Below are 26,986 nucleotides of genomic sequence, written 5' to 3'. Positions count from 1 at the left end.
TCAATTATTAAATTGGGAAAATATCAATAGTCGCCGCACCGTCATTAGTTAGGTTTAAATATATTCTAAAGCTCTTATAGACATATTCCGATAACATATTCCCGTTATCATCTAAATTTGAGCTCTTTTTAAAAGGTTTTAACTCATTTATAATTGTTTGTAGATGAGACCTTTTGCCTTGTACTGCGAGTTTACCTGACTTATAATATTTCACAACATAAATCCAAGCTTCTTCAGTTGAAATATTATAATTCATACCATACAAATTGGCAATTCCACCCTTAAAGTCATCTCCTAAATTTTCAATGAAAGTAAAAAATTCATCATTTGTCAGCCAAATATGAGCATCTTCTTTGCTCATATTTGCAAGCTTTGTAATATCATTTAGCGTGAAAGACCTCTTAGTTTGACAGGTTGCTTTAAGCGGAAAAGTAACTAGGGATATAAATAAGAAGATACTAAAAATTTTATTCATTTTGACTGGTTTTAAAAGTATTAAGTCATAAAATTAAGCTATTGAGTAAAGGAATAAGCTGACTTATCTCATGTTCTTATACCCCTTCTTTTGTTGATAAATAATGTCCGTAAATGGCCTATTTCATTTTACGTCAACCTTCCGATAAAACTTCTTTAATTCGTATGGCAGTCCTTCCCGATCTTTGCTAGCCGGTTCAGGGATATAGGCTTCACCTGTAATTGTGTCAAAAACAATCTGATTATGATACTCAAATCTGCCATTCCAGGCGTTTTGGTAGAGTATAGTTAGAAATACGGCTCCAAATATTACCATTAGAATCAATTTGTATTTTTCATAAGTTGTCATAGCGACTGCGTTTTAGGTTTAAATCAAATATACTTGTTTTAAAGTACAAGTTAATTTTGGTTGAATATTTTAGGCTGACATAAGTCATATTTTTAAACCCCTTCTTTTGTTGATAAATAATGTCCGTAAATGCCCTATTTCATTTAACAAAAAAGACATAAAACTGTTTTTAATATAGAGAAGGCATTGTTTAATAAAACGAAATAACATGAAAGGAGGCAGACGACCAGGAGGAGGCAGAAAACCGAAGGCTGATGAAGATCGAATAAGGACACTATGTATAAACGCTATGGAGCGTATATATGGCAGCGAAGAAAAGGCTTTTGAATATATAGCCAAAAAATCAAAGGAATCATTCTCTCATTTAAAATTATTGTTTGAATATGCTTATGGTAAACCTAAAGACATTAAATCCGTTGCTATTGAACAACTAGAAATCCCCCTTTTCCCGGATATACAAACAGACTAAGATCATAAAACATGAATAGTATCATGTTCGGATAAATGATGTTTTAATAAGCAATATATTATCACGATTTCTACCAGAACGAACTAACCTTATTGAATACGCAAGCATTATTTAAAGTCACACAGAATAATTCCTTACCTTAGGAAGAACAACCAACCTCTTCCTTCCAATGATCAACTTCTTCCGTAAAATCCGCAAAAAACTGGCAGACGATAACAAGCCCTTAAAATATATGAGGTATGCTATTGGTGAAATAGTTCTTGTTGTTATTGGAATATTGATTGCTCTTCAAATCAACGCCTGGAATACAGACCGTTTAAACAGGATAAAGGAACAGGAACACCTTTCCCAGTTAACAAGGGAGTTGAAAGCCCAACTTCTTTATTACCAGGACTTAAAAGAACAGTTTGCTGTTGTGGAGAAAAGGGTTTCAAGGGTTGTCAATATCTGGGCTTCCAAAAAACCTATAATAAAAGACTCCATGCAATATTTAGGAGACATCAGGGCCAGTGGAGCGACTGGTTACTGGCACAAAGAACCCGTAGTATGGTTACAACTCTTAGAAACAGGTAAAATTGATCTAATTAGGAACAAAGAAATTACTGATGGTTTGTATACATTTTACGATCGAATCGAAAAACAGGCTGAAAATTTTAATTCTTATGTACAGAAATTAATCTTCATTGCCAGGGGGCATATTAACAAAATACATGTAGATATACCTATTAATGAACTGATGGATAATTGGGAAAAAGCAGCGACATTAGGTCTAAAGAATCAAAATACTTATCCTGACACGATATATGAGGAGATTTGGGATATGCGGATGGATATGATAATCGATTTTAGAACGATTGCAACAAGCTGCCGTATTCAACAGATGTGGTTAAAACCAACAATTAAAACTGGGGAGGAACTTCTGGTAAAACTGGAAGCCGCACAAGGTATTACAACTGAATAGGAATTAATTAACAACCAACCACTTCCAATGATCAACTTCTTCCGCAAAATCCGTAAAAAACTAGCTGATGACAATAAGTTATTTAAATACTCTAGATATGCCATTGGTGAAATTGTACTTGTCGTAATTGGGATTCTGATTGCGTTGAGTATTAATAATTGGAATGAAGAGCGGAAAACAAATGTAAATCTCAGTAATAAGTTGGAATTACTTATTGCTAACTTAGAAAATGATAAAATAGCTTTTACCAGGAACAAAGAGCAACTTAGGTTTAAAATATACGCTCTTCAGCACTTGTTAAAATTAGTTGGTAAGCAACCAGTGTCTTTCAAAGAACACCTAAAAGAGGGAATGTATGTGATTCCTTATAAGGAAACTAGTGAGTTCTGGAAAGGACCATATCCGCAATATGAAAATAAAGAGTTTATAGGAAAAACATTTCTGGAAGCTGGTAGGACATATTTGGCTGTAAATAATACCATGGCTTTTGATGAGCTAAAATCTTCAAGCATGATTTCTTTAATAGAAAACGACGCACTTACTAGAAATTTAATGGGTTATTACCGTGCTATAGAATTACAGTATAATGGGAAATATTTGCAAGTACTAGAAAAATTTCGGGAAGAATTCAAAAACCAAGGAGTTCTTTTTTTAAATACCGATACGCTGGAAGAACCGCTTAAATTAATCACTAATGAACCCAGATTCGAAGCAAGTTTGAAAGAAGTTATTTATGAAAGCGTTTGGATAGCTCATTTATTTGAGCAAAGATTAGTTAATATGGATAGTCTTCTAATTAATGAAATAGAGAATGAAATAAAAAAGTTGAACTGACCTTCCTCCTATCAATGACTCTCTACGAATACAAAATGCTTTAAGAAGATGAACAGTACGACAGCGTTTTTCATAGCAATATTATCAGTTAGTGTAACATATTCCCAAATAGGGGAGAATTATGATGAAGTATTCAGAGAAATCGAAAAAAATGGAGGGGTTATTAAAAAAGGCGTTTCGGAGGATGGTTCAAGGTATTTAAGCTATACTAGCCAATTGTATTCTGAAGAAAGCGGCTCTTTTGAAGGGGAACAATTTTTTTGGTTTGATAACATAAAAAATGATCAAGAGCCTTGTGTTGGTTGGTCTATGATTCTGCCGACAAGTGAAATAAAGCCTTTTCGAGGACGGCTTGATAATCAAGGATTCCATCAAATTGATTATAATCGTTGGTACGATAAAGAGAATTTTATAATATATGCAGTATATGAGAAAGAAGGTAAATGCCAGATCCACGCAACTTTCAAAGTCCTTGATGAAATGGACAAATAGATTTTTCCACGCCAATAGGTTAAGTGATTTGATTTAGTTAAAATCATATGAAAAAACACCTACTTTCCAAATCAACTTTTTTAAGGGGTTTGCAATGTGAAAAATCCTTATACCTCTATAAGCATTATTATGAGCTTAAAGATGAAGTGTCCACCCAGCAGCAGGCAATTTTTGATCAAGGAACAGAGGTAGGTTTGCTTGCCCAGGAATTATTTCCTGGAGGAAAAGATGCCTCCCCTTCTAGCCATTTTAAGATGCACGAAGCAGTCCTTAAAACTAGGGAATTTCTGGAAGAGGGTGAGACAATTATATACGAGGCTACTTTTCAATATAATGGGGTTTTAGCGGCATTGGATATACTGGTGAAGGATGAGGAAGGATGGAAAGCCTATGAGGTGAAAAGCTCGACTTCGGTAAAAGAGGTCAATATTCCAGATGCAGCCGTTCAATATTATACTATCGTAAATTCAGGGATTGATTTGGTAGATATTTCGATTGTACATATTAATAACCAATATGTAAAGCAAGGGCCTATTGATATCCATCAACTTTTTAACATTGAATCTGTTTATGACAGGGTAATGGCGTTGCAGCCTAAAATTCCTTTAGAGGTGGAAAGATTAAAGAATGTAGTTCAAAAAGATACTGTACCTGACATTGACATTGGCCCTCATTGTGATAAACCCTATACCTGCGATTTCAAGGGGTATTGTTGGCAACACATCCCAGAATATTCCATTTTTAATATTTCCAATTTACGGGTGAACAAGAAGTTTGAACTATACGATCAAGGGATCCTCACCCTAGAGGAAATAAACCTGACGCAGGTAACATTTGGCACCCATCAGCATCTACAAGTTGAACGAGAACAAAATGGTGAGACCCACATAGAACATGATAAAATCAGGGAGTTTATTAAGGATCTAAATTATCCGCTGTATCACCTGGATTTTGAAACCACGGGAGCTGCAGTTCCAATTTATGACAATAGTAAGCCCTATCAACAATTGCCATTTCAGTATTCACTCCATATAGAACAAGAGGACGGCGGTATTGAGCATAGAGAGTTTCTGGCCGAAGCGGACAGGGATAGGGACCCTAGGATAGGATTTATTGAAAACCTAATAAAAGATTTAGGAACAAAAGGTGATATCCTTGTGTATAATCAAGGTTTTGAAGAAGGAAAACTGAAAGACCTACAGAAAGTATTTCCCCGTCTTGACCAGGAGATTGATGCTATTAGAAAGCGCCTAAAAGACCTTATGATTCCATTTAAAAATAAATGGTATTACACCCCAGAAATGAAGGGAAGCTATTCTATAAAACACGTTTTGCCCGCACTGGTTCCAGAACTGTCTTATCAAGACCTGGAAATCCAGGAAGGGGGGGCAGCAAGTACAATTTTTGGTCAAATGGTTATGGGAAATTTTGAAGGGGATAATCAAAAAACAAGGGAAGCCCTGAAAGCTTATTGCAAGATGGATACTTGGGCGATGGTAGAGATTTTGAAGATTTTGAAAGATCTTACTTATGACCGAGAATGATGTTCCTATTGAAATAGTATGTGAATTACTTGGATATTCCAGCATCAAGATAACCCAGGAATATTAAGGGAAAATTGTACAGAGAAGGGTGAGTGAGGAGAATAGCTAGAAGACTAAATGAATAAATATCACAATAAGTAATTATGTATAACTTCCTACCTATTTTTCTAAATATTTTGATTTAATTTTATCAAGACTTTAAAAAATTTAATGAAAATATTTAGAAAACTAGATAGTGCAGTTTATTTATTAGCGGAAACACCACTCAGTATTACAAGTAACAATAAAAACGGGTGTGTTGCTTTATCATTTGAATCTAATAATTGGGCAAATAACTTTATTAAACAGAATCCAGAAGCTTTGAGGTCTAGGGGGATTGATTTAGAAAATCCTAGATTAGTCCCCGTAGCAGATTCCTATGAGTTTATGATTCATTGTGCCAGACAAGGATTTGCCGGAATTTCCCTTTTGAGTGAGAATGACCATAAAGAATTCATCTTTTGTGCCCGTCTTGAAGAGACATCTTCGTTGCTTCCTACTGCTCTGGTGTATTATGATCAAGACAAACTAAAAATCAAAACCAAATTCAAAGAATATGAAGAGTCGGCTTTCCGAACAGTAAAAGAATGGCAGAGGTATGATATTCTAGACAAAGTTTCCAGAAACTTTGCTGTTAATCAACCTTTTGATATTTCCAATAGGAATAACCTATTTGAAATTAGAACAAAACGGAATGGTTTTCTTAGCCTCTTCAAAGTTACATGCCGAGGCAACTTCAACTCTCCTGACGGTTCAATTCCTTTCTTTACAAGTCTAGACCTGGTTTTTGAATTTTTAAACAATTCTGATTACCGCTCACATTTAGTGGTTTTTGAGGGTTTCAAAACTAATTTTAACGATTTAGCAATTGATATTTCTGAAAGTACAGAAGAGCTGAAAATTGTCAAGATTGACAATTTCAAAGCAAGATTACAGGAATTAAACAATCCCTTTATGGGATTTGTTGTAAATCCAAATGGGACCAGGGACTCAACAGGTTATGGAACCCTGGGCACGGGAGATCCAGATTTCCAACCTACTTTTTATGGTGTTTCAGGTTCGTGGAAAGTATTAAAAGACAATACGTTTGAAAAAATTGAAGATAGGAACTTTTGGGACGGGTCGGACACGTTTTATTGGAACGGTATAAATAGTTACAAACTCATGAGTTTGGACCGATCTTTTAGTGTGGAAGCTAAGTCAACACCCTATTCAAATATAGCAGAACACGACATTTCTGATTTAATAGAAAGCACATTTTCAGATAGGGAGTTTGAGCTTTCTGAGACAAATCAAGGTGAAGATCTGGAAATTGATAAGAAGGTTGAATCTTACATTATAATTTGGTGGGATCCTGTTACAGGGGAAGGAAAGGAGTACCCGATCTACTTCAAAAGTTTCTTTGACCTTCTAAAATGGGTGTGGAAATGTGAATGTAGTCAAGACTTCCCGATTCGTAAGGAAGGGGCCTTTCAATGTAATGGTCTTATAGGGGTTGTAGCTTCTCCAGACATTGAACAAGAAAAAAACATACATAACAAAATGAAACTCCAGCTTTCAAAAATGTTTAAAAAGGTTGCATTAAATGGATATAGTCCTAAAGATAGTGATGATCTATCTGCCCTAATTAACACATATTTTAAAACCCTACATATTGATCTTATTGGTTATTGCAAGGACGTGCTGTGGCAGACTGTCGATGACGAACAATTGGAGCTGTTGGAATTAATGGAAATTCCAGAGGATTATGTTAATGAGCTTTTCAAAGACAGTTATAAAATGATTGATCCTCACGGTGCAGAAGAAGGAGTGCTTATTTCGGGAAGCGAAACATGGTACAGGTTATCTGATAAAGCAAAGTATTTTATTGCATCTTCATTGTCTCAACTGAAATTACTGGGCAATAGTCCACAATTAGATTATTCATTAGTCAGTATTGGATTTGTAAAAGCGTTGGAGTATGAGTTAGTATTACTTTTCAGAGATTTCTGCCTTAAGAATGATTTAGAGGGTATTGAATACGATTCTGAGGATTTTGGTGAAAAGGGTTTGATAGAATGGGCGGCAAATAAAGAGCATAGCAAACCACCAACTTTAGGAGGATTTGGAAAATTGATTAAGCCTAACGAGAGAAATAAAAATCAACTTCGCCAAATTTTGGGGGAATATATTGATGGTTTGAAGTGTGGAGAATTTTTGACAAAAAGAAAGTTTTGGGATAAGGGTATTAATAAGATTACACATAAATATAGAAACGGAGGCGCTCATGATTCTGCCATCTCTAGAGATGTCGCAATAGAAAGTTTAAACTTCATTTTAGGTGGTGATAGAAATGAAGGATTATTACCAAAGCTTGTTAGTTGGAAGACTAATATAAATTAATGTCATATCCTCATTTATGGCACAATATTTATGAGACTCCAATTAAAACTGCCGTATAAATATTAGAGATTCCAGTATCAAAATCGTTAAGGAAATCTATTGGAAGATAGACCAGAAAAGGGTTAGTGGGGAGATGAGAAGGGTGTCTGAGAAGCTCAAAAGAAAGAAGATTTAGCTACCAAATGTATTGCTTTCCCTCACGCCTAACTTCGGATGGTGATTTGCCATCAAAACTCATCGCCTGAGTTAAGGCAGTTAGATAACGATAAAATTTTTCTAGCTGAGATTCTGTAAAATGATGAATACAATACCCAGCTAGGTGCCGCCTTAATCGCTCTTTTGTGAAATCCCTTGAGATACGGCTAATTCCAGTAGATAATCTTACTATTTCTCGTGCTTCATCCTGGCATATTTTGTTATTCAGTATGTAGAGTAGCTCATTGGCGGCAGCATTAATGTCTTCATCTCCTTTCGGAAACCTTGCGTTCATAATTATCTGAAAATCCTTTATTACTTTTTGTGTCCGCCTTTTTTTTGGATTTAAAAAATCAAATAGTCCCATTTATATTCTCTTTTATTTTGATGCTAACTCGTTAATTAGTTTTCGGCAAGTCTGTTAAATTGCCCACAGATGTTATTGGTTATTAAGAATTTGTAAAATAGTCTGTTAAACCACTTGGAATTGCATCTTGTTTGAAATTCTGATGCCTGTCCCAATTAGGAGTCCCCATTTTAGATTCAATGAATTTCTTTGCTTTTTCATTAGGGATCTTATAAACTCCTTTCGGATGATTCCCTTTGCGGGGATTAACCTCGATGCATAAATCACACTCGGGATATCTGACCAGATCATCATAATGATTCTGAGTTACATAAAACCGTGTCGATCCAACCCTTATTGCTTTACCCTTATATTCACTCGTCCATACTTTTTCCTTTCTATCCCCTATTTGGGGAATTTTATGCCTAACATTTTCTGCTCTTTTAGAAGCTTTATCAAAATCAAATTGGTAGTCCTTTGACTCATGGATTAATGTAGGTATTAGCGCTATTTGTTTTTGGAAATCTAACTGGCACATATCACAATAGGCTTTATAAGCCAAAAGTCCATTGTCAATCTCTAATAAATCCCTAATTAAGAAAGCATGAAGAATCTCTAGGACTACACGAGTTTCACCGACATCTTTTTTATATAGGCTAAATCGCTCACCATCCTTTTTAAGCCCATGATAAAAACCTGATGCGTTATTGCCTTGTATTCTTGGTGTTTTTGGGGTGAGAACAACATTTAGAGGTGATAGGAATACACCGCAACGATGTTTGGGGCTGACCTTAAAATGAAGATTTTCTGCGGCCTCTAAATAATGCGAAAGCTTAAGTTGATGCACTGATCGGAACGGGTCTCCTGTTGCCCCTCCCATTCGAAAGGAAGATTGACTTGCATCGGAAATAAATAATTCGGAATTGTAGGATTTGTCTTTTTGTATTGGGTATGAAAGAAATAATCGCTCCTTTTGAAACAATCCGAATAATCCATTTACAAATGGATTTCCCCCATTGTGGTAGGTGTACTCATAAAAGGAAACACAAGCCTCATTATCAGATGAGGCAAACACTGTACCATCAGGCATTTTATAGACGCGCGCCCTGGGAAAATTTTGATGCCCTCGAATTATAAAACCACTATCAGCTTGAATCCACCACTGATAAAAGCTCAATTGCATCTCAATTAAATGCTCAAAGGAAGGATAACATTGCAATGAAATGGTTTTTCTGTAAAATTCTTCGGGACTGTATTTACCGTTCCAATCAGTCATTATATTGTATTTAGTTATAACCGTTTTTATGATATTACTTTAAATTAGCGAAAAAAGAGAGGAATTAGAAAACCTATAATCCATATCAATTACAGTTATCTCCAAAAATGATTACAGAACCATCATATGGATTAGTTGTATTGTTATAAATAAATGCTTGTCTCATATTACCATTAATATGACCACTTATCTCTAATATATCATACTCTACTGGTACTGCTACACTGTGAATGTATTCACCCTTTTCAAATATTGCATAACCTACACTCTGATAGTCATCTACTTTTACTACCACAAACTCAATACAAGATGTTTCAGGTATATTATAGAATAATGTTTGTAGTTCAATTACACTTATATCAGTATTAACATCAGGAACAACTTCAGGTTCAGTGGCAGTATAACACATAAGCTGTGCACTCAATGTATTTGTTGCTCCTTGTACAATAGTGATATCATATGGCAATGGATTGGATATATATGTTGCTAAAACAAAATTATCATCTATGTTAGGCACAGTATGTGTAATGTTATTATTAATATCAAAGAATGATATTTCATCAACAGTATAATTACCAACTGGAAATGTCATCGCGCCAGATGTATTTATAGTAGTATTATCTACGACATCTACTTCAAGTGTCCCGGAATACATATACCCATCCTCATTTATTAATTTACATACCATCGTTACTGGTTCTTCCTCGGAACACTCAGGCACAAAAGCCTTACTTGCCAACTTTTGGGCAAATGAAGCCTTGAATTCAACATACCCTTCTTGCTCCAAGAATAGCACATTATCATTGGCGCAGGATACGAACAGTAGCAACATTGCTATACTGAACAGTTGGCTCAAAGGCATAATTTTTTTCATAATGCCGTAATTTAATATTAGGGTATAAATGTAATGAGTGTATTTAGTTAATCACCTGATATTTATCATGGTAGAGGAATATAAGAACTATCATAATTCAATATTAGATGACATGGTAAATAGGAAATCAGGTTTATTTGCCAAAACATCAATGAAAAATTTACCCATGAATCAAACTTAAATAAAGGCAGTGGAGTTTTGGGATTGAACATCGTGTCCTATATATTAATAATATTAGCTAAAGAATTGGTTCACCGTGATACCTTATACACTCTGCGAACGTATTGAAACATTTTTCGGAATGTGCGCCTTCTGAGTTTATCCTTCTGTAAAAGGAAGGGTCGTCGTCCACCTTTTCATAGCATACATACGGCTTCCCTTTTGGATTTTTATAAGTAACCTGGGTATAAAATAAAGTGCCAGAACTAGAAAATCCCCTAAGGATCTCAAAGGATCGCTTACATTCAGTCTCAAAATAAGAGTCCAATACGCCATCCGTGTAGTATTCTTGTATCAAACCCCCATCCCTGTAAAACTCCTTTTCCATAAAAACAATGGGGCTTTTGATAAAGTGGGTATTGCTATAGGCCATAAAACAACTTTTTACATTTTCTTGCTTCACACCCAGGTGCACACGTACCTGTGTAACCTTTCCAGAATCAAAAAACAGCACCAATCGGTCTTTACCATCCTTATCCTTGTAGGTAACCGTGAAATGATCGCAATGGGACTGTTCTTTCATATTTTATTATAATCGGGCATAAAAATGAATTAAAAAGGTAGTGTCTCAATAAAAATAGCATTTTCTGTTTCCTGGATTTCAATATTGAGCCTGGAGTATTTATGAATTGAGTCATAGAATTGTAAGGAGTATGCACCCTTGCCATCTAAAAAAAATCCCTTTCCCTTTTTTACCCTCAATGGACCAACTGACGATTGCTTTGTGCAATAGAGCATTAGTTTAAAAAAACTATAGAACCTCATTTTATTGGGCATTTTTGTTTTGACTACAGCGGATTTCAAAAAAGGTAAGAACAGGGAAGCATTAAAGGAAGTACAGGCGGTGATCAGACCGCTTTCCACCTCCTCTAGTGTGTAAACCGTTGTATTTAAAGTTCGCTTCTTAGGTAATGACTCCATAACACGCATCAAAACAATATTAATTTGGTCTTCGCCCTGGTTATCGCGGTATAGGTGAACCTTAAGGAGGGCATGAAATAGGTATTTAACAGCACTTTATTCCATTCCCCACCCTGGGCTTTGTTGCAGGTGATGGAATGCCCATAGGTAGCCCTGATGGCACCAACATAGCGATCATCCGCATGATTACCCGACTCCCGATATACTTTGTTTTTAGCATACCGCTCGTGGCGCAGTCTGTTCTCTTGTTTTGAGGTAAGGCCCTTGGGCTGTAAAACAGATTCCAAAAGGATATAATCCTCGATCAGTTCATCATCCCCATTTAATTTTTTGGATTTGAGCAGAACAGGCATAAAGCGCATATTTGCCACTTCCTCTACGCGGGAAGGGAAAACCTGCTGAACCACGACATGATCTCCACTAAAGAGTGCGTGGCCATTGCGTTTCCAGCTCCGGGTAATAATTAGTAAATCCTCGTTTTCTATAATATTCGGGTTTTCCCCGTAAATCCTTTTACGTACCCCTTTATTAAACATATTGTTCATGTTATGGGTAGCTCCAATGGCTATGGTGTTTTCAAACCCCTCTCTTTTAAAGGAATCCACATAAATCCCCATAGCGCTATTTAAATAGGTTTTATCAAATCCTTTTAGCACAAACTGTGATCCGCCGGCTTCGATTTCCTTACTAAGCAGGGTAGCATTGCGCAAGATTTCTGTGCCATCTTGTTGACGTTTTACCTCATGTAGCACGGAGACAGAACCGCTAAGGTTAAACTTGGATCGCAAATAGGTTTCAGAAAGCGCGCGAGAATGCGTTTCATGGACGGGAGGAAGTTGATTGCGGTCCCCTAGAAATACAATCTTGTTTTTAGAATTCCCAGCATTTACATAGGCAATTAAGTCTGTAAGCAGGGATCGTTCAGCAATAAAAAGGGCGTTTTCTTCACGGGCAGCTACCGATGCAATCATAGACGCTTCATCGATAATGAAAATGGTATAATCCCTTACCTCATTTCGTTTTCGCTTTAAAATGATTTCTCCTGTCCTGGGATCTGGATTCGCCAGGTAAATCAGGGAGTGAATGGTGCTGTTGAGGGTTTTGGCTTTGCGGCCCAGGATGCGTGCAGCGCGCCCTGTAGGAGCAGCTATTTTATAGTTAGTGCCTTGTTCATTTAATAGACCTATAAGGGCTGTGGTAATGGAAGTTTTTCCAGTTCCAGCGGCTCCAGCGAGGATAAAAAAATCCTCCGAATTCTCTTTATCAATAAAGGTTTCAATACGAAGTAGTGCCTTGTTTTGTTCCTCTGTTGGGCGGGAGAATTGTAAAAAGTCTAGTATGGATTTTTCTTGTTTCATAAGGTTGTCAATTCCTTTGAAACAAATGTAGGATTATAGTGTGCAGTAGAACTTCATACGTTTACAATGGAGGGAATGCCACAAACCCCAGGGTGCTGAAACCGGGCGATTTTAGTCTTGAAAGGTACTTGTCGTGAAGCGCTTTGCGATTATTAATCTGACGGTAATGGTAGCGATCAAAAATACTGGAACATTCAATTTCCGCATCTTCTCCGGTACTTTGAGGCATCAGATTGAATCCTCTAGTGGCTTTTACAATAAGAAAATTGGAATATAGATACCGGTCATGAAATGGTTTTCCAAGAGCATATTGGTTCGTGACCACTTGAAATTTGTAGGGAGCTTTCGCAAATAATGAATTTAATTTTGCAACAATACGCTTGGCCTTATTTTCCTCATCTTTTGGGGTTCTCTCATTTAGTTTTTCCGTATGAACGCGGATCTGTATTTCGTTTTGCCCATTATTTTCTAAGAGGATTTTCAACATGGGAAATAGGTTGTCTTTAATTTTTTGGGAGGATGCATCACCTAAGATAAAATGATCATTAATAGTTAGGAAATTTAAGGGGATAGACCGGAAGAATTCAAACCACTGCCACCCTGGGAATATCTCGTATAAATCAAACCGCTTATGGCATGATTTAATAATAGCTTCAATTTTCTTTTCATAATTAGAAAATGAAAAACAAAGGGCACCTTTATTTTCAGCATCTTGAAACCAATCATGGTCTTCCATACAAAAAATCAAGGTTTGTTCGCAAGCGGAATTTTTAAAAAAATGAGTTTTAATATCCTTAACAGTAACAGGTGGGGAATAATTAGAACGATAGGCAAATAAGGGATTCTCTTTTTCGAGCTCCTCAAACTCTTCTGGTGAATCAATAGAACAATCAATAAACCAATCGATCATTCCATATTCCTTTAGTATTTTATCAAGAGCTTGTTGCCCAATACTTAAGGCCCCTTCATCAGAGCTAAGGTAAAAATCATCCAAAAATTGTTTTTCTATATATAGCTCCATATTCAATTTTTTTGCTCCTTGTTTACCCGCATCAAATCAAATTTGAGCTTAGTCGCCTCGTCATAAAAACCAGGGCCAAACGTGTCTGTTAGATTACCATTTTCAGTGATCTCAATCTCCTTCACCTTGGGCTCTTCTTCTGAGACGTATTTGTCGTCATTAAAATAGTAGATTATTACATCTTCCTTTTTTAAAGAACCTTCGGCTACTAAATATTGTAGTTTACGAATTAAGTATTCAGAATGGGTTTCTATAATGTAGTGGACATCCCCCAATTCATTTCTGCTCATTGTAAATAAGTCGGCCAATTTTGATTGTAGATTTGGATGCAAATTTTCCTCGGGCTCCTCTACTATTATTACACTAGGATGGCTACTTTCCCAAATTTTAGGCTCATCTTTAAGCAATAAGGATTGTATGATAATAGGAAGTAATTGCGAATATCCATAACCAAGATCTGCGAATGGTATTTTTTTATCCTTTTGTTTTAAATAGATCATTAAGGCAAAATCTTCAACACTGGAAATCTCTAATTCTCCCTCAAGTCCAAATAAATTTAATGCAGAATTCACAAACTCAGTAGGGAGATCTGCGTTTCCTCCGAATCGCACGTAGTTGTCTACGAAAGATGTATTCTTAATTAAATCATAGTACTCACGGATAGTCTGATCCATGATCGTTTCCGAGGAATCTGTGAGCACTCTTTTGTTAGTCCCCCGGTTTGGGGGTATATATTGCATTGCTTTAATCCATCTGGAGAATGAAAAGTCATAATTTCTTAGTAGTTCAATAGCGGTTTGCACACCCCGAAATGAGAGCACATCAAGGTTATCTAGCCAGTATTTCCCTTCATTTAATCTTTCCTGGGGTGTCCCCAAAAAATCCAAATTAGGAGTTTCCCTAATGTCCATTACTCCAGAACCTTCATCAAATAATTTTTCACTAAAAACCAATTCTCCGAGCCTTGTATGTGTGATTTCAATCTTTTGATTTTCGACATGATTAATATTATTGCGCACATGATTTATTAGTTCTTTTTGTAGTATATCATCTATATAATCATTGCTAGAAGACCAAAAAAAATTATCCCAAGCACCAGTACCCAAATCCCCCCGTCTCCAATGCTCATTGTAACACTTAAGGACAAAGTCTGTTGCTTTATAAAGTTGTTTTTTGGTAATAGGTTTACCTCCTATTTTTACATTATACAAGCAGTAATCCTTTTTAAGCAGGGTAATCTCATTATGCAGAGCTACCAGTTTTAATTCATTTAAATTTCCACTATTGCGAAAGGTTCTATACTCATCAAAAGATTTTTCATTAATCAGCTTCCTGGCAATATCTTGCATATATTCAGATGCGTTAGAAAGAAGTAGTTCTGGATGCGCTGCAATTTTAGTATCAAAGGAATCAAAATTCAATTTTACTTTTTTTATCCAGCCTTTACTATAAAAATTATCTAAAAACCCTTTTAGGTTAAAAGTAAATTCTAAATAATAATCATCGTCGTCATAACCATGTTGGCGAATACCACCTGATTCTTTATTTCGCCTGGGCTTTATCGGGAATTGATTAACTCTATATATAAGTTCACCATCGGGGTTTTCAACGGAGACACCACTTAATTGACCCTTAAAATATGTTAACTCTGTATAATAATTCTCTGGTAGTATTAGAATCGAATGTTCAATTTGAAATTTAAGGATATCGCTGTCCGAATCGTGATTTATAATACTGTCAAAATTTTTTAGATTGTGAGACCCGGATTTAAAATCTAACTTATAATGATATCCATTTTTAAAAAGTCTCAGTAACTTGGTCAAAGAACTTTTCCCTGAATTATTGGGCCCAAGTAGAATAGTAATTGGGCGAATATCAAAGGTTTGCAATTCTTTCAACACCCTAAAATTTTTTACTCCTATTTTCATTAATCTGGATTTAATTGATTCCTCACTATAGCTGATTTATAATCTGGCCTCATACAATAATGTTCAAATTACGAAAGTTAAACCAAATCATAACGATTCATATTTTAACCCGTGACAAAGTTTATTATCAAAAGTGCAACCTGGCTGCACAGTTAGTATTTTTCTTTGTATTCAAGATCTCAGTTTTAGCCCGTTACTAATTCATGATAATATGAATGTACCATCTAAATTAATCTGTCTGATTATGTTATTTACTTCTTTAGCTATTTACAACCAAGTGGATAATGGTAGTTATACAAGCAACAAAACATCCTATCAGGATGAAATTAATGGAGCTAATAATTTTATGGAATTAACCCGCAATAATATCTTTATTGACGTTTCAAGGGATGGCAAAAAAGGGGTATTTGTTTTTCAGGACCCCAGAATTCCTGAAAAGATTTTAAGTTATGGAGTCATTAGTTCAGAGGTATATCAATCTGAGCAGCAAACCATATATATTTACAATTGCGAGGTACTTCATCTTCCCGACCAACCAGAAACGGATATCATTATCTATTGGAACAAACAAGGGGGTATGAACATTATGGTAAAAGATGAATATTCATCCCAAGTATTCCATAGCCTAAAATGGGTGGAGTAATAAAACTCATTTTAAACGAATTAATGCCTTTTCAATCTCAGATCGTTTGTAATACACCCTATTGCCAATCCCATAAGATGGCAGAATCCCTTTTTTAGACCAATGCCATAAGGCGGACAAAGATATTTTAAGGTACCGGGCTGTTTCTTCCCGTGTCAATAGTTTCACTGGTTCTTTGGGTTGAAAGTTTCCTTTGATGTCCTTTATCTCATGTTCAATTACCGTTAGCTTTTCTAGTATCAGTTCTGCAGCCTTGGGCAGATCTTCTAATCTTAGATTTTCCATATCGATACATTTTAAATTTTTTAAAAAAATATTTACGCCTGCTCTCGCGGTTGATATATAGCAGCAGACCCCTCCCTAACCGGGGCTGGGAGGGTTTGATACCCCCCCCTGCTTATGTCTAATCTAAAATTTAATTAAATGGTAACGGTAAAAGATTACAAGAAAAGGGAAAACAAACAAGGGGAAGAATTTTTTGTCCTAGTACTTCAGGGAAACGTAGTACCACTAAAGAGCAAGGAAACGGGTAGGACCTATTTTACAGCCAAAACCTGTACGGTAAGCAGTACTTTCGATGAAGATACCTGCAAAGAGCTTATCGGAATGCAATTTCCAGGAAGAATTAAAAGAGTAGAAACAGATCCTTATGAGTTTACCGTCCCAGAGACAGGTGAAGTGATACAGCTCAGCCACAGATGGGAGTATGAGGATAACACCGAAGAGCTTATCTCAGAACTGGTTGTAGAGGATTCCGAGGTCTACTAGAGGCTTGAGTACACAGCTAATGAAAGACCCAGTATTGGGTCTTTCTATTTTTATACTCGCATGAATTTATCATTAACGCATTAATCAAAACAATATGAAACTAAAACAAGCAAGACGACAGGATGTCAAGCTGCGCATAGGTATTTCCGGGGCCAGCGGCTTTGGCAAGACGTATTCTGCCCTCAAACTGGCCCATGGAATCACCGGCGACTATTCCAAAATAGCCATAATAGATTCCGAACATGGTTCTGCAAGTCTCTATGCAGAACTAGGACCTTTTAATATTCTGGTACTGGACGGTCCCTATCCGCCTGAGAAATATATCCAGGCCATATCCTTATGTGAAAAACAAGGGATGGAGGTGATTATCATCGATAGTATATCCCATGAGTGGACAGGGGAAGGCGGCTGTCTTCAAATTCATGAACAGCTAGGGGGAAGATTCCAGGATTGGGCTAAAGTAACTCCACGGCACCAGGCTTTTATTGAGAAATTGCTGCATGCCAATGCCCACATAATAACAACTACCCGAAGAAAAGTGGATTATTCTTTGGATACTACTTCCAAAGGCCGGACCAAGGTCGTTAAACATGGAACCAAGGAACTGACCCGTGAGGGCTTTGAATATGAGCTTACCTTAAACCTGGAGCTGATTAACGAAAATCACTTGGCTAAAGCCTCAAAAGATAGAACCGGGCTTTTCATGAACAAGCCTGAATTTGTGATCAACGCCGCTACCGGCAAAAAACTTAAAGCCTGGTGTAGCCAGGATGAGAAGCGGGCTAAGATTCAAGAGTTGATAAATAACGCACAATCCAAGGAGGAACTACGCCATATCTATATGGAGCATCCAGATTACCAGCAGCAGATTAAAGCAGATCTGCGCTCCCGCCTGGATCAGCTGGAAAAGGAGGACATCGCAGCACCTGTAGAAACTAAAACCCAGTAGCAAATGGAGATCTTAAATAGTAACGAGCTGGCGGCGCCAGCTTTAAATGGTCAGGAGCACGAAGACTCCTCTGTTTTTATAAAAGCCAATACCAAAGGGGTGAGTTTATCACACCTAAGCAATGGTTGTACTGTCCCGGTTTTTGCCAAGGATAACGAGTGTACCATAGCACACCAGGAGTTTGTGGAGGCCACAGGGGACTGTGCTCAAAAGCTTTTTAGCGGGCATACCATTAGTGATCCAGAAATACGGGTAAGCCATGTAATTAAAGGGCGAGTGCCCACGGCTATAGGAAAACCAGTAAGGGAACTAAAGCCCGATGAAAAAACGATCTATTACCAGCGCATGATGTTTGTAATTGAGATTCCAACCATTTCTGAGGTTGTAGGGGGCAATCCATTAAAGCTAACCCTGGGAGGGGTGCGCGCCTATAACCAGGAGAACCTGTATAAAGGCAAATCCCTGGAGCGTTTTAAGGTCTTTATAGGCTTTAAAAATATGGTGTGTACCAACCTGATGGTTTCCAGTGATGGAATGGCTGGAGAACTAAAAGCGGGCTCTTTGGAAGAACTAAAACATCGCGTTATGGAGCTTATAGGAGGCTATACCATGCAAAAGCACTTAAAGGGCCTTGCAGCCCTTGGCAATACTGGATTATCGGAAAAGGAGTTTGCACATCTTATAGGCAGGCTCAGGATGTATCAGCATGCACCTAGTCAGCAGCTGGCAGACACCCCTTTACTGGGACTTACAGATACCCAATTGAATGCTGTAGTGCATGGATATTATCACGATATCTATCATGCCAGGGAGGATGGAGAGGACTTGAGTTTTTGGAAGCTTTATAATCTCTTTACCCGAGCCAATCAAAGCAGTTATATCGATGCTTTTCTTGAACGTGGGGTACAGGCATACGACTTTGTTCAAATGCTGCAGAATTCAAAGGAAAATGCGCTTCCATGTTTTTACTGGCAATAACTATATAATAGCTAAAATGCCCGGGGAAACTCGGGCTTATTGGTATGACTAAAGAAGAATTAAAATATACCGTTGGTTATATTAATCCAAATAGTATTTGGGTGGTTACTTCGAAAGGTAAGCTAAAAATTCTTTATACCCCCATTACCTTGAAAGTGATCAAAAAAGTTGGTAAGTTGTCACTTGGATCGCTGGTAAATGCAACTTCAGTAAAGTTGTCTACTCGGGGCAAAACAATTTACATTATTGATCATAAACCTTATTATTATCATTATTTTGATATCGTGTTAAACAAACCAATCTCAAATGATTTTCCATTCCACTGACTTATCATCACTATTTCAAGAATCGTTTATCAGAATATTGAAGAACGATTTTATTGTAACCACATTAGAACTAAACGAAGCTGAACAAAATGAATTTCCCAACCAGAATAATGATTACAGAGTAATATTCGGTCCAGGAAAAGTTTTCGTTCCTGGTGGTGTGGATAGGTACCCAGATGAATCTTATCGAAAAGTTGTCAATTTTTATAAGGATTATTTCCTAGAGTGTCTAAAGTTAAGCCTGCATTCTTTTCGTAAAGAGGTGAAAAGGTTTTTAGAAACTCCATGCATGCAAAATCCAGATTCCAGATACTATTATTTAGAAGAAAAAGTATCTATTTTGGAAAATTGTGAAGGTGAGTTACATAATCTAGGTCAGCAAAATCCCATAGTAAAGGAATTCAGCAAAATCTTAGTTGAGGAAATAGAGTATATAAACGCTTTCAAACCCAAAATTTATGAGGACCTGGAAGCCAATAAACTGAAATTTAGATTATCGAAAAAAGAGGTCTGTCTTTTATTCAGCCATCTCAACAAGCATAACATTTTAAGTCCAGACGTAGTTAATGATAGGGAATTAGGCCATCAACTGGATATGCACTTCATGTATTGGGACAAAAAAACTAATAGATATCGGATAATGACAAATTCTCGAAATACAATTGGAAAAACACGCACAGACCTGGGACACCAAACACCATCCACAAAATTGAATGAAATATTTGGCCTCTGAATCAATTTCCGTGCCATTGTAAAATACTAACCCCACATTTGTGGGGTTTTTTTTGACCCCACGCAAAGCATTGATATTCTGTTATATAGATATCTCATTTAATACTTTTACGTGATAGAAATGTCGGCCGGCATTATCAAGTGAGTATTAATGTTTTAATTAAAAAATTATGTTTTACAAAAAGAATGAGGATGGAAAAATCGAAATCCTCCATTTCAAATTAATTGAATTTCTGGCCAAGAGCGGATACGGAAAACTTAAAGTTGGGTCATCAGTGCACATCTTAGTTAAGCTAATTGACAATGTGATTACCGAGGTATCGGAAAGTGAACTGGTAAACTGTGTAAAGGACTACCTGATAAGCATTAATGAACCCGAGGTTCTGGAGAAATACACCAAGGGTTTGGGAGGTTATTTAAATGGCCGGAAGTATGACTTGCTGCCACAAATAAAGGGGTTTTCAGATAAGGAAGATCCAAATAAAGCCTGGCTGTATTATAAAAATCAGGCGGTTCGGATTACTCCAAAAGAAATCAAGGCTATTGACTACAAGAACATTACGCATCCAGTATGGAGTAAGCGATTCTTAAACCGGGATTACAGCAAACCAGTTGATTCTAATGGACATTTCCGGGACTTTATCTACAAGCTGTCCAAGCAGGATACAAAACGATTTAGAGCCCTGCAGACAGCCATTGGTTACCTGCTGCATCGCCATAACAACCCGAATCTATGTAAGGCGGTTATTCTTATTGATGAAAAGATTGCTTTTGATGGTACGGCCAATGGAGGTACGGGGAAAAGCCTTATTGCTAAAGCGCTTTCACATTGCAGAGACCTGGTCTTTGTTGAGGGCAAGAACCTCAAAACCGGTTCCTGGTTTAAAAATCAGCGTATTCAGATCACTACCGATATAGTCTGTTATGATGATGTGGGACGTGATTTCTCCCTTGAGGAATTGTATTCCATGACCACATCTGGAGTTGTTATTGAAAAAAAGCGCAGGGATGAAATCCACTTAAGCCCAGAGGAGGCCCCCAAATTCATGATCAGTTCCAACTATATCGTCAAGGGTACTGGAGGCCCTTCCGATCTGAGACGGCGCTATGAGTTTGAACTTGCCAACTTTTTTAGCGAGAAACACCAACCCCTGGATGAATATGGCGATCTGTTTTTTACGGGTTGGGGTGAAGAGCAATGGAATAAATTTGACCTGTTTATGATGGAATGCCTGCAGCTATTTCTTAGAAAGGGACTCATTGAAGCTGAACCGCTCAATCTTAAGCAAAACCGGCTTATTAACAGTACCAACCCCGAGTTTGAGGTCTTTTCTAAAAAGCACTTTGTGTTAAACAAGTGGCTTGATAAGCCCATTCTTGTTCAAAAGTTCAATAAAGAATTTCCTCACCTTAGGGGCGTTTCATCCCATCAGTTCACCAAATGGACCAAGGAACTCTGCAGACAGCAAGGATTGGATTATGCGGATAAGTCCAGCGGAGCCAAATATCTATTCTACTTAAGTAAGCGAAAGGAGGTGAAAAATGGCAACTAAAATCATTTATAAGGTTACCTGTGAGCCTACCGGAGAGGTGTACGTAGGGGCTACTACCAAAAGCTTGGAAGAGCGCCGTCAGGACCACGAACAAAAGGCGGAAAAAGGAACGGGACACTATTTTCACCAGGCCATTGCCACGTTTAGCCCAGAAGCATTTACCTGGGAGCAGATTGATACCGCAGACAACGCCAATGAACTGGCCGAAAAGGAGCGTGCGTATGTTCTTAAATATAGCAGCAATACCAGTGGATTCAACCAGGATAGGGCTGGAGGTTTCCAAAAGGAAATCTACCAATATAGCACATCTGATGGGCTCTTAAATGGGGTCTATCACTCTCTTGATGAAGCTGCCAAAGTTGTGGAGGCAAAAAAAACCTCTATCAGCAATGCCTGCCTGGGGTATAATCGCACATGCAAGGGTTACTTCTGGAGCTATCAGAAGGCAGAAAGATATAATGAAATCCCTGATAAGCGTAAGAAACCTGTGGTTCAACTTACACTGGATGGCCATATGGTAGCCAATTATAAATCTGTGGCTGAGGCGAGCAGGAAGTCAGGCCTTAGCAAGACTTGTATTGCCCGAGTATGCCGTGGTGAACGCCCTCAATCGGGAGGCTACAGATGGAAATATGAGAACAAATTAAATGATGTTGAAATTTTAAATAAAAGAAATTATGGAGAATAGTAAAATTGAATGGACAGATCATACCTGGAACCCCTGGTATGGATGTCAAAAAGTATCAGATGGATGCAAGTATTGCTATATGTACCGCAATCGAGAGATGTATGGTCAGGATGGAAATACTTTCAGTAGAAGCAAAACTAAGTTTACGTATCCTTATGAGGTGCCAGAAAGGAGTTTAATCTTTACCTGCTCCTGGTCGGATTGGTTTATTGATAAAGCGGATGGATTCCGAGATGATGCCTGGGATATAATCCGAAAAACCCCACAGCATATGTATCAGATCCTAACTAAACGACCAGAGCGCATCAAGGATCACCTACCCAAGGATCTGGAGAATTTCAGGAACGTTTGGCTGGGGGTAACGGTAGAATCCCAAAAACATGTGGATCGATTGAGTTATTTACAGGAGATACCCTTAACTACCTTTGTCAGTTTCGAGCCGCTGCTGGGTCCTATTACTTGGACGGATTCCATGAGCAGCATGGATTGGATTATCATTGGTGGGGAGAGTGGCAATGAAACCGGAAAATACCGCTACAGGCCTATGGAGTTATCGTGGGCACTGGATCTGCTGCAAGACGCTCAGAAGCATGATGTTCCTGTTTTCGTAAAGCAGATGGGTACGTATCTAGCCAAACAATTAGGGCATAAGGATCGTCATGGCGGTGATCTGGATTACTTTCCGGAAGAACTTAAGGTACGTGAGTTTCCCAAAGGATTCGTTAGGTGAGTTGTTCAAACTTCCAATCACAAAAAAAAGCCGGCATGTGCGGCTTTTTTTTATTGCCTAAATCAGGCGCTCCAATCGCTATTTTGCCCTTTTGCCTCCTCCATCACTGCACCACGTAATTCGTTAGCAGCATCCCAGAGTACCTTTTCGAAGTTGATATTGGCTTTGGTCATGATCATGGAATATATTCTTGTAAATGTTTATTCCGTTATTGGTAAAATTTCCTTGATATAAGTCTTTTGTCCATCAGGACTGGGCTCGGTAATTACTTTGACACCATTTCCTTCTTTAAAATCATTGTCTTCTATCATATATGGGGGTATCCCGATGGTTTTGTAAGAATCATTTGGCTTAAAAGTACCCCAACCATTAACCTTTACTTCTAATATTTCTCCTTCAATCCATTCGTTCTCGCCATGCTCAGATATGTTCTTTTTTCCCCATAGGGTTAGATTAGAATCTCTATAAGGATGTTTATCTACAAATCCTTTAAACCATAAAAGAACATCAAATAATAAATAAACAGAACTTCTAAATAAATAATCCGATTTAGAACTATTTAGATATTCATCTACTTTGAGTCTTAAATTTCCTTCCGAATGGGCTCCATCTTGAACAATATTTAGTAATCTATGGATATTTTCACCAATTACTGGCAAAACAAACGCTTTTAAGTGCTCATATTCTGAATGCATATTAGAAAGGAAGAGACTAGATCCATTAATCCATCCTTTGTGTTGGAGTATTTCTTCTGGAATAATTCCCATTTTTCCTAATTTGGTAAAAACAGATTCGATAACCTTCCTAAGCGAATTCAACTGATCCTCTGAATTTTCAATTTTTTGGGATCCCTCTAAATGTCGAATTAAAATTAAAAGACGTTCATAGTGCTCTTTTCCCAAATATTCGTCTTGGGTTATCTCTAAAATGGCTTTGTACTTTAGTTTTAACTGGTAATCTTCCCGATTAGAAACTGCATCTTTAATTGCTTTAAACAGCAATTCAAGATGCTGAGGTTTCGTTTTGTCAAAACATTTGGCTTTGTTAGCCTTTAAGAGGTCATTTTCTCCTTTAGTAAACTTGTCCTTCCCAGAAAGCACAAACCAGGGAAATACTTTTTTTGACTCTAGGGAATTAATTCGACCTATGGCCTTTCCCAATCCAATGACATCTTCTGTACCTTTAACTTGATTTTTCTTTTCAAAAAACAATCCATCGAGAAGAATACAATCAAAGCGATTTAGATTGGATTCGAGCTTTTCAAATCCTTCTTCAAATGATGTATAACCTATTAGATTAATACCCTCTTGTTGGGCATCTAACTTAAAGAAGTCCATTTCCTTTTCCTGGTGTTCGTCATCAATCCAAAGTACGTTTATCATTGTTTTGGTATATTTAAAATTGGAAAACCGAAGAAAAGACTAGTCAGAGTAACATGAGGTAAATCTCCTAAAAGCGTATCAATATGTAAGGTGCTTTCCCCATGATTTAAATACTTAATTATTTCATTAACCTGGTATCCCCCTTCGCCGGTGTTTCCGGTTTGTCCAGCGTGGAAAGCTCTTTTGATATATTTCTCTATTCCAAAATTTTCGGGAAATGGCACACCGTCATTGGTAATATTAATTCGTATATCGGTGAGCGCTGGAGAAAATTCTATTTCCGAGGAATCTGTTTCACTGTCCATCCAGAATAGCTCCAAATCAATGCTAAGGTTATAATGTTTACTATCATCCACAAACCCATGTCGCTGAGCATTTTCGACAATGTTATCAAAAAGTGTTTCCAGCAGCTGTTTGTTTCCATTGATTATCACCTTGGAATTAAAATACTCCTTAATATCATTATCTTCTCTAAGTGCTACCGTGACATTTTTTGGGAGTGAAACCTTCAAAGATTTCACATATTTCTTTAGAAAGTTGACGATATCAAGAGGCTCTAGTTTATAGTTATTTACATCAAACTCGCTTGTATTCCTATCCAATAAATTGTGTATTTGATCTAAATTGAATTTGATAGCCTCAATTGTGTCAAGTAAGGTGATTGAACTAACATCAGACAACTTAAATCCCTGCCAATTAGGCATTTTCTTGGATAAGGTTTTCTCAAGCAATCTAATTGCAGAGTTAATATTTAACATGGGTTTTCCAAGAGCATGCTTCAATGAAGCAGATTGTTCATAAATGATTCTTTCTTGACCCTTAATTATGGCTTGCTTCTCCTTTTCAAGAGTTTTAATCTTTTGTGTAACTTCTTTAAAGCCCTGAACTTTAGCTTTTTGTTCTAATAAGGTAGGCAGTATTAGTTGAATATTTAGAAAATCTTCTACTATTAAACGCTTGGGGCCTACTTCTTGGTAGCGATATCCCTTTAATTGATCTATCACATATGAAGCCTTTAACTCTAAAAAAAGAAATAAAGGGTCTATTTTCTTAGTATCAACAAGAAAGGACGCAATGGAGCGATCTGTAAATATGGGATCCCCTTTATATTCAAAATAGGTTGGATTCAGTTCATCCCCTACCAAGGAGATTAACAAACAAGATCTATCAATTTTCTTATAGGGCAAATGCTTTATTTCACTCTCTTTTAGATTTTCCAGTTTTAAGATTGGATCTCCAATTGTACCTATCAGATCCCGAATTCCGACGATTTTATGAATTTCATTTTCATGGACCTTCTCTCCTAGCAAAAGGGTCAAAAAGTTTTTAAGCTTAATCCCATTTTCAATCTTGGGGATAAAGTATCTGGGGACATTCAGATTATATTTATATGTTTCAAGCTGTTCATTGGAAACAACTCTAATAAAGTCCTTATCAGGAATTTCTAGATTTATTGCTTTATGTAATTCAAGGTCATCTATTACCCGCCTTCTTTTATCTTCCTTTCTAATAAACCTTGAAGCATCTACTAATTTTACATAGCCAGGATTCTTTTTGCTCTTGTTTATAACAAAAATTACAAATGGCAAGGCTGTGTGATAAAAAATTCCTCCAGGGAATGATATAATAGTGTCTATTAAATCATTGTCAACTAAGTACTTTCTATCTTCTTTATAATAATTACTAAAAATAAAGTTATGTCTGAAAATAAATATACCTGTGCCATTATTACTTAATTGATCTTCTCGATATATCCCTATAGTTCTTTCAACTAAGAATTGTTCCACATCTATGATGTGATTTTCTATCCCTGGTATATCAAAACCCATTGGTCGAACCTTATATCCAAAAGGTGGCGTCGAAACAATTAAATCAAACTTGTCTTCTTCTTTAGGCCATTTTTTTATTGAATCCTCATGTTTTAATATGAACTTATCAGATTTTCCATGAGCCTTTAACCGAAGCAATCCCAAAGCCCATGTTTTCTCATCAATTTCTTGACCGTAATAGTGCATCTCCTTATCGAGGTAGGCACCATAAGAACATGTTCCCGCAAAGGGATTAAAGACTTTAGACCCTTTTTTAGGAGAAGCCAAGTTTAAAACTAATCTTGTTAACTCTAACGGTTGATAGTGTTCTCCCCAAATGTGTTCGTCAAGAATGTTTTTAAGAAAAATTTCAAAAACGGTTGAAAAATCATCTAAATAGTTATCTAAATTTTTGAAATGTTCATAAATGGCCCATGTCTTCTCCGAGCCAAGACGCGTAATAATTTTTTCATTATACCACGAATAAGAAATTTGATAATCCAAATTACCTTCGCGACGGTTATCTTGATTTACTGCAAAAGCCTTTAAAAATGACTTAGAATCTTTGAATATATCGCCCGTAAGTATTTTATCTCGGTAGGTGATAAGCAGATATAGAATTATGTCATAATCTGAACTTTTTATTGACCCACGAACAATGTCAAGTGTGTTCCTAAGAATCTTATAAACTCCATTTAAATCTTCCTTATTCACTGGCTCTTGATTTGTAAAACATTCTGTTTTTAA

28 protein-coding genes are annotated in these 26,986 nt (G+C 36.9%); 15 read left to right on the top strand and 13 right to left on the bottom strand.

All coding sequences use genetic code 11. The features are described from left to right. Positions 1-7: 7 nt before the first annotated feature. The gene (locus G504_RS0113975) at positions 8-475 is read right to left on the bottom strand and encodes a hypothetical protein (RefSeq protein ID WP_019670815.1); all 468 of its coding nucleotides are present in this window, start codon (positions 473-475) and stop codon (positions 8-10) included. A 123-nt stretch (positions 476-598) separates the two neighbouring features. Beyond that, positions 599-823, bottom strand: coding sequence for a hypothetical protein (locus tag G504_RS0113970; RefSeq protein ID WP_019670814.1), 225 nt, complete (start codon positions 821-823; stop codon positions 599-601). Between the two features lie 208 nt (positions 824-1,031). Here G504_RS0113970 and G504_RS0113965 point away from each other — a divergent pair, with 208 nt between their 5' ends. The 6 genes from G504_RS0113965 to G504_RS0113940 all read left to right on the top strand — a co-directional run bounded on the left by G504_RS0113965 (position 1,032) and on the right by G504_RS0113940 (position 7,544). Beyond that, a complete protein-coding gene (locus tag G504_RS0113965; protein WP_019670813.1) occupies positions 1,032-1,292 on the top strand; it encodes a hypothetical protein in 261 nt (86 codons plus the stop codon). A 169-nt stretch (positions 1,293-1,461) separates the two neighbouring features. Continuing rightward, positions 1,462-2,253, top strand: a complete 792-nt coding sequence (locus G504_RS19690; protein ID WP_019670812.1) for a DUF6090 family protein — start codon at positions 1,462-1,464, stop codon at positions 2,251-2,253. A gap of 27 nt (positions 2,254-2,280) precedes the next feature. Further along, positions 2,281-3,087, top strand: a complete 807-nt coding sequence (locus G504_RS20010; protein WP_019670811.1) for a DUF6090 family protein — start codon at positions 2,281-2,283, stop codon at positions 3,085-3,087. A 48-nt stretch (positions 3,088-3,135) separates the two neighbouring features. Then, positions 3,136-3,579, top strand: a complete 444-nt coding sequence (locus G504_RS0113950; protein WP_019670810.1) for a hypothetical protein — start codon at positions 3,136-3,138, stop codon at positions 3,577-3,579. A 47-nt stretch (positions 3,580-3,626) separates the two neighbouring features. Beyond that, complete coding sequence (locus G504_RS0113945; protein ID WP_019670809.1) at positions 3,627-5,123, top strand: DUF2779 domain-containing protein; 1,497 nt, start codon at positions 3,627-3,629, stop codon at positions 5,121-5,123. Positions 5,124-5,333: 210 nt separating this feature from the next. Beyond that, complete coding sequence (locus G504_RS0113940; RefSeq protein WP_019670808.1) at positions 5,334-7,544, top strand: hypothetical protein; 2,211 nt, start codon at positions 5,334-5,336, stop codon at positions 7,542-7,544. Between the two features lie 175 nt (positions 7,545-7,719). Here G504_RS0113940 and G504_RS0113935 read toward each other — a convergent pair whose 3' ends face one another. The 8 genes from G504_RS0113935 to G504_RS0113895 all read right to left on the bottom strand — a co-directional run bounded on the left by G504_RS0113935 (position 7,720) and on the right by G504_RS0113895 (position 15,682). Then, positions 7,720-8,106, bottom strand: a complete 387-nt coding sequence (locus G504_RS0113935) for a hypothetical protein (RefSeq protein ID WP_019670807.1) — start codon at positions 8,104-8,106, stop codon at positions 7,720-7,722. An 82-nt stretch (positions 8,107-8,188) separates the two neighbouring features. Beyond that, complete coding sequence (locus G504_RS0113930; RefSeq protein ID WP_019670806.1) at positions 8,189-9,361, bottom strand: hypothetical protein; 1,173 nt, start codon at positions 9,359-9,361, stop codon at positions 8,189-8,191. A gap of 85 nt (positions 9,362-9,446) precedes the next feature. Next, a complete protein-coding gene (locus tag G504_RS0113925; protein WP_019670805.1) occupies positions 9,447-10,235 on the bottom strand; it encodes a hypothetical protein in 789 nt (262 codons plus the stop codon). 238 nt (positions 10,236-10,473) lie between these two features. After that, positions 10,474-10,977, bottom strand: a complete 504-nt coding sequence (locus G504_RS0113915; protein WP_019670803.1) for a hypothetical protein — start codon at positions 10,975-10,977, stop codon at positions 10,474-10,476. Between the two features lie 29 nt (positions 10,978-11,006). Then, positions 11,007-11,375 carry a hypothetical protein gene (locus tag G504_RS0113910; protein WP_157473401.1) on the bottom strand — a complete coding sequence of 123 codons (369 nt, stop codon included), beginning with the start codon at positions 11,373-11,375 and terminating at the stop codon, positions 11,007-11,009. 8 nt (positions 11,376-11,383) lie between these two features. Beyond that, positions 11,384-12,733 (bottom strand): ATP-dependent DNA helicase, encoded by a 1,350-nt coding sequence (locus G504_RS0113905; protein ID WP_019670801.1) that lies wholly within the window; start codon positions 12,731-12,733, stop codon positions 11,384-11,386. Positions 12,734-12,794: 61 nt separating this feature from the next. Next, positions 12,795-13,754, bottom strand: a complete 960-nt coding sequence (locus G504_RS0113900; RefSeq protein ID WP_019670800.1) for a hypothetical protein — start codon at positions 13,752-13,754, stop codon at positions 12,795-12,797. 2 nt (positions 13,755-13,756) lie between these two features. Beyond that, on the bottom strand, positions 13,757-15,682 hold the full coding sequence (locus G504_RS0113895; protein WP_019670799.1) for a DUF3696 domain-containing protein: 1,926 nt from the start codon (positions 15,680-15,682) through the stop codon (positions 13,757-13,759). A gap of 244 nt (positions 15,683-15,926) precedes the next feature. Between G504_RS0113895 and G504_RS0113890 the strand changes: the two genes are divergently transcribed. Then, positions 15,927-16,325: a hypothetical protein gene (locus G504_RS0113890; protein WP_157473398.1), complete on the top strand. Its 399-nt coding sequence runs from the start codon at positions 15,927-15,929 to the stop codon at positions 16,323-16,325. Positions 16,326-16,331: 6 nt separating this feature from the next. Here G504_RS0113890 and G504_RS0113885 read toward each other — a convergent pair whose 3' ends face one another. Then, entirely contained in the window at positions 16,332-16,610 is a 279-nt protein-coding gene (locus G504_RS0113885; protein WP_019670797.1) for a helix-turn-helix domain-containing protein, read from the bottom strand. 138 nt (positions 16,611-16,748) lie between these two features. On the opposite strand from G504_RS0113885, the gene G504_RS0113880 reads away from it, so the two are divergent. The 8 genes from G504_RS0113880 to G504_RS18770 all read left to right on the top strand — a co-directional run bounded on the left by G504_RS0113880 (position 16,749) and on the right by G504_RS18770 (position 23,049). Next, entirely contained in the window at positions 16,749-17,093 is a 345-nt protein-coding gene (locus tag G504_RS0113880; RefSeq protein WP_019670796.1) for a hypothetical protein, read from the top strand. Between the two features lie 94 nt (positions 17,094-17,187). Beyond that, the gene (locus G504_RS0113875; protein WP_019670795.1) at positions 17,188-18,042 is read left to right on the top strand and encodes an AAA family ATPase; all 855 of its coding nucleotides are present in this window, start codon (positions 17,188-17,190) and stop codon (positions 18,040-18,042) included. Positions 18,043-18,045: 3 nt separating this feature from the next. Beyond that, positions 18,046-19,020, top strand: coding sequence for a DUF3871 family protein (locus G504_RS0113870; RefSeq protein ID WP_019670794.1), 975 nt, complete (start codon positions 18,046-18,048; stop codon positions 19,018-19,020). A gap of 44 nt (positions 19,021-19,064) precedes the next feature. Further along, a complete protein-coding gene (locus tag G504_RS19895) occupies positions 19,065-19,346 on the top strand; it encodes a hypothetical protein (RefSeq protein ID WP_019670793.1) in 282 nt (93 codons plus the stop codon). After that, entirely contained in the window at positions 19,327-20,079 is a 753-nt protein-coding gene (locus tag G504_RS0113860; protein WP_019670792.1) for a hypothetical protein, read from the top strand. Before G504_RS19895 ends, G504_RS0113860 begins: the two co-directional genes overlap by 20 nt. A 169-nt stretch (positions 20,080-20,248) precedes the next feature. Continuing rightward, on the top strand, positions 20,249-21,631 hold the full coding sequence (locus tag G504_RS0113855; protein ID WP_019670791.1) for a primase-helicase family protein: 1,383 nt from the start codon (positions 20,249-20,251) through the stop codon (positions 21,629-21,631). After that, positions 21,621-22,319: an NUMOD1 domain-containing DNA-binding protein gene (locus G504_RS0113850; protein ID WP_019670790.1), complete on the top strand. Its 699-nt coding sequence runs from the start codon at positions 21,621-21,623 to the stop codon at positions 22,317-22,319. Before G504_RS0113855 ends, G504_RS0113850 begins: the two co-directional genes overlap by 11 nt. Then, positions 22,309-23,049 (top strand): DUF5131 family protein, encoded by a 741-nt coding sequence (locus tag G504_RS18770; protein WP_019670789.1) that lies wholly within the window; start codon positions 22,309-22,311, stop codon positions 23,047-23,049. Before G504_RS0113850 ends, G504_RS18770 begins: the two co-directional genes overlap by 11 nt. Before the next feature lie 200 nt (positions 23,050-23,249). Here G504_RS18770 and G504_RS0113835 read toward each other — a convergent pair whose 3' ends face one another. Together G504_RS0113835 and G504_RS0113830 are read right to left on the bottom strand one after the other, a co-directional pair. Then, positions 23,250-24,431 carry a hypothetical protein gene (locus G504_RS0113835; protein ID WP_019670787.1) on the bottom strand — a complete coding sequence of 394 codons (1,182 nt, stop codon included), beginning with the start codon at positions 24,429-24,431 and terminating at the stop codon, positions 23,250-23,252. Continuing rightward, positions 24,428-26,953, bottom strand: coding sequence for an N-6 DNA methylase (locus G504_RS0113830; protein ID WP_019670786.1), 2,526 nt, complete (start codon positions 26,951-26,953; stop codon positions 24,428-24,430). The genes G504_RS0113835 and G504_RS0113830 overlap by 4 nt, the downstream gene beginning before the upstream one ends. Between the last annotated feature and the right edge of the window lie 33 nt (positions 26,954-26,986).

The sequence above is a fragment of the Eudoraea adriatica DSM 19308 genome (assembly GCF_000382125.1).
Classification (GTDB): domain Bacteria; phylum Bacteroidota; class Bacteroidia; order Flavobacteriales; family Flavobacteriaceae; genus Eudoraea; species Eudoraea adriatica.
Note: the sequence above shows the minus strand (reverse complement) of the source record. Positions and strands in the feature narration are given on the sequence as shown.